Source organism: Nocardia sp. NPDC060220, from assembly GCF_042727815.1.
GTDB lineage: Bacteria > Actinomycetota > Actinomycetes > Mycobacteriales > Mycobacteriaceae > Nocardia.
In genome coordinates this window covers 1-3441 of sequence record NZ_JBHWZY010000751.1, presented here as the reverse complement: position 1 = coordinate 3441, position 3441 = coordinate 1, and the positions used below count along the sequence as shown (strand labels likewise).

Sequence of the window (3441 nt, the reverse complement as noted above, 5' to 3'; positions counted from 1 at the left end):
CTATTGGGCACAGTTGCGCTACGCGATGCGCCTACTCGGCGATCCCGCACCCGCTGCGGTATACGACAGGACACCGCTCGACTTCCTCGCATATCTGGCAGCCATCGGCGTCGATGCGGAAGCCGGGATCGACGAAACCGCCATACGCACCGCACTGACCTCCCTCGATCTGCTGGTGATTGTTCCCATCACTGCCGAGACCGAACGTGTACTACCCACACCGGAACTGACCGGGCTCCGGCGCAGCGTGAATGATGCTCTGCTGGAACTGGTTTACGTCGACGACATGCAGTTACTCGAAGACGTGCCCATCCTCGAGCCGGCCTGCCCACTTGACCAGCGCGGCCATGCGGTTCTGAACGCACTGACATACTGATCTGCAGATTCTCGTGCGATCGGTGGTGTGAGTTTCAGCTCGTACGCGAAGGCACATCTTCCTCGCGATCCTCTCGAAAACGACCTCTCGACTGCATCAGTTCGAGCGCCACAGCCGCGACCGGCTTGATACGCCTAGGCCACCCCGAAGCGACGAACTCCTCATCGGACGAAATCCGAGGTGTCGCAGCACAGGCCTCGAGGAGTGCTCGCTGCACCTTGTCGAGCGCGGTCACCTCTGCCGGTGTGAACGTCGACCATTCGCGCCATCGCCAGGCTCCGTCGTCGTCGATCGTGTCGAAGAACTCGTTGACGTAATCCCCGTACCCCCATCTACGAACACCCTCGTCCCCCTCGACGAGTGTCTCCAGTGCCTCTATCGCGCGGTTTCGCAGTCGCTGCTCGACAACGCGCTCGCTCGGCCGGTCCTGGTCGCCCACGCTCGTGATGCTAGCGGCCAGAAGCACGCTCATGCCGCGACCCGCGCGACCCCGACGTCCGCGGTCCCAGCCGATTAACGCACTCACCTACCGATGAGCGTCCGGCTGGGCGGCGTCGCAGAGGGCCTCCACCTTTGCGGGATGGGCGAGCGCTGGATACATTGACGCCGTGATTCTTTCAACTGGGAAGGGCGTCGTGCGCCTCAGTCGGTGATCCCCCGCAGGGCCCAGGCCCCCGACGCGCGCCGCCGTGCGGGTGCTGGGTCGATCACCCGAGATCGGAAGCGCTTGCAGCGCAACCGATTGACAGCTATCAGCGAGATCGGGTTCGACTATCGGCCAGGACCACCCGGCCCCACCGACGTCCCCCAGATCATGCCCCGCATCGATACCATCCCTCTGACCGATCTCATCGACACCTTCGAAATCAGCGCCGACCTGGAGCCTGTGGGCGGCCGTTACGGTGGCCTCGTCCCCCTGTTCGTCCGGTTCGAGTCAGCGGAGGAGCATTTTCACGGTTCCTCTCCCCTCACCATGGGACAGAAGACTCCTGTACTTGCTTGCAGTTGCGGGGATTTCGGCTGCTGGCCGCTGCTGACGCGCATAATCTCGACCGGCGACCTTGTCGTGTGGGACCACTTCGAACAGCCGTATCGCACCACTCGTGACTGCGCCGCATTCGGCCCATTTCTGTTCGACCGCAATCAGTACGACAAAGCTGTCCAGAGCCTCGACGCCGCAATCGCCGCCCCTGTTCCAACGTCTCGATGACCTCGGAATGAGTCATCGCAGGAACAACTCTCGAAACGTCGACCAGGAGAGTGCACTTCGTCAATCCTCGCAACCATCAGACGGTGAATTCGGAGAGCGTGATGGTCGGACGGCTGTTCGGGTTTGCCAGGCGGGTGCTCATCCTGCTTGCCTGGCGGTCCCACCACCTCCGCGCCGCCGAGCCCTATCAGGGTCGATGGAGAGCCGAATGCCCTTGTACACCACCGTGTTCGGCGAATCATCGTCGTTGTCCGGGTCGCCGGAATCCGCAGGATCCGGCAGTTCCGCGATCTCCTCGATGACGATCTGCGCTCGCGCCGCACCGGGATCGAACATCTCCTGAAATGGCCCGACGAACGCCCCTCCCAGACCGCGGTGCTTCGCCCGAACAGCCGCCCACCCCAACAGCGCCACCGGACCGATGGTGACGATCAGCAGTAGCAAGTCCCCACCCATGCTTACGAGCGTACCGATGAGATCGTTCACTCCACTCAGGACGCAATTCGGTGCCCGCGGTTGCCCTGCCGGCCCGTGGACCCGTCGCGACCGTTCGATCTGGAGACAGATCGTCGATTGTCGACCTCGCAACGCTTGTCCCGGCGTTAGCACTTCCGCCCGAACTGATCTGACGACAGGAGCGGCTGAACGAACACAGAAGTCTGCTCGTCCAGCAGGCGGCGGATCTCATCGTCCGGGTACGGGGTGCTCCGGCTCGTCTGCTGGAACGCGAGCATGAACGCGGACATCGCCGCAGCGACCGGCGCCTGCCGGGTGAGAACCGCGGCGGCCCCCTCGGATATCCCCTCCGGCGGCGCACCCGCCGCGATGGCGCGCACCATCTCGATGCGTTCGGCCCGGTCGTCCCGCCGGAGCCCGTACAGAGCGGTGAGCAGCCAGTTCACCAAATAGGTTGCGGTGAAGCCGCGGTCATAGCTCTGGTTCCGGTCGAAGAACGCGGCTTCCTGCGGTGAGAGGTCGAACCCGGAGGAGAGCGCGAGGCCGTAATCTGCGAAGTAGAGGCGTCGACCGTCGGTCAGGATGTTCTGGAAGTGCGCGTCGAGGTGCAGGAGCCCACGGCCGTTCATGAAGGCGGTGGCGGCGGCCAACTCGCGGTCCACCATGGCGCAGGCCCGGTCAGTGGCCTCATCGCCCGCCTCGATCTGGGCATTCAGCCACTCGTGCAGGGTCTGCGGAATGTACTCCAGGAACAGCGCGATACTCGCCGAAGAGTCCCGAACGGCCTCGATCCGATGGCGTATCCGGGGTCGGTCATCCCAGTAGGCGACGGCGCGATCGATGTCGGCGAGCTCGTCCGACAGCGGCGTCGTGTCCGGCAGCACCCGCCAGTGGTACATCAGCGGGAACCCCTCGCGTTCGGCAGCGAGCACCCAGTTCGTCGTCATGGTGTGCACGGCGAGCTCGCGCCAAGCTCCGAAGCCCGCCCCACCGATGAGGCCGACACCGTAGTGGTAGAACTGCGGCACATCGAACAGGTTCGCCGTCGACCGGACGTTCTCCGGCTGCCGTTCCAGATCGGTGAGGGGCACTCGCTTCACGAAAACCGGAGCTCCGGCGATCTCCAGCAGCGCTGACTTCCCGCCGATACCGGAACCGATCGGCACGGCCGCATCCACGAGCTCGCCCAACGCATGATCGCTGTGCAGTGCCAGCGCAGTAGAGACGGCGCCGTGGACGCGCAGGCGCTCCGTGCGCGACATGTCAAGGGGCGCCGCAGCATCGCGGGACTCTCGGCCACGTATCACCACGTCCGCCCCTCCCCCAGCCGCACTTGCGATTCCGCGGCAATCAACAGTCAGCCTATCGCGGTCTCAACCTGTCGAACTCTGAGCAGGGT

At 64.4% G+C, this 3441-nt stretch carries 5 protein-coding genes; 2 read left to right on the top strand and 3 right to left on the bottom strand.

The annotated features are described in order from the left end of the window. The coding region (locus tag ACFWF3_RS28985) for a hypothetical protein (protein ID WP_379316726.1) at nt 1-376 on the top strand (376 nt) is incomplete at its 5' end. A 34-nt stretch (nt 377-410) separates the two neighbouring features. Here ACFWF3_RS28985 and ACFWF3_RS28980 read toward each other — a convergent pair. Next, a complete protein-coding gene (locus ACFWF3_RS28980; protein WP_379316724.1) occupies nt 411-815 on the bottom strand; it encodes a hypothetical protein in 405 nt (134 codons plus the stop codon). A gap of 288 nt (nt 816-1103) precedes the next feature. Here ACFWF3_RS28980 and ACFWF3_RS28975 point away from each other — a divergent pair, with 288 nt between their 5' ends. Further along, nucleotides 1104-1586 (top strand): hypothetical protein, encoded by a 483-nt coding sequence (locus ACFWF3_RS28975; protein ID WP_379316722.1) that lies wholly within the window; start codon nt 1104-1106, stop codon nt 1584-1586. 138 nt (nt 1587-1724) lie between these two features. On the opposite strand, the gene ACFWF3_RS28970 is transcribed toward ACFWF3_RS28975, so the two are convergent. Together ACFWF3_RS28970 and ACFWF3_RS28965 are read right to left on the bottom strand one after the other, a co-directional pair. Further along, nucleotides 1725-2042: a hypothetical protein gene (locus tag ACFWF3_RS28970; RefSeq protein WP_379316720.1), complete on the bottom strand. Its 318-nt coding sequence runs from the start codon at nt 2040-2042 to the stop codon at nt 1725-1727. A 146-nt stretch (nt 2043-2188) separates the two neighbouring features. Beyond that, nucleotides 2189-3304: a protein kinase family protein gene (locus ACFWF3_RS28965; RefSeq protein WP_379316718.1), complete on the bottom strand. Its 1116-nt coding sequence runs from the start codon at nt 3302-3304 to the stop codon at nt 2189-2191. Between the last annotated feature and the right edge of the window lie 137 nt (nt 3305-3441).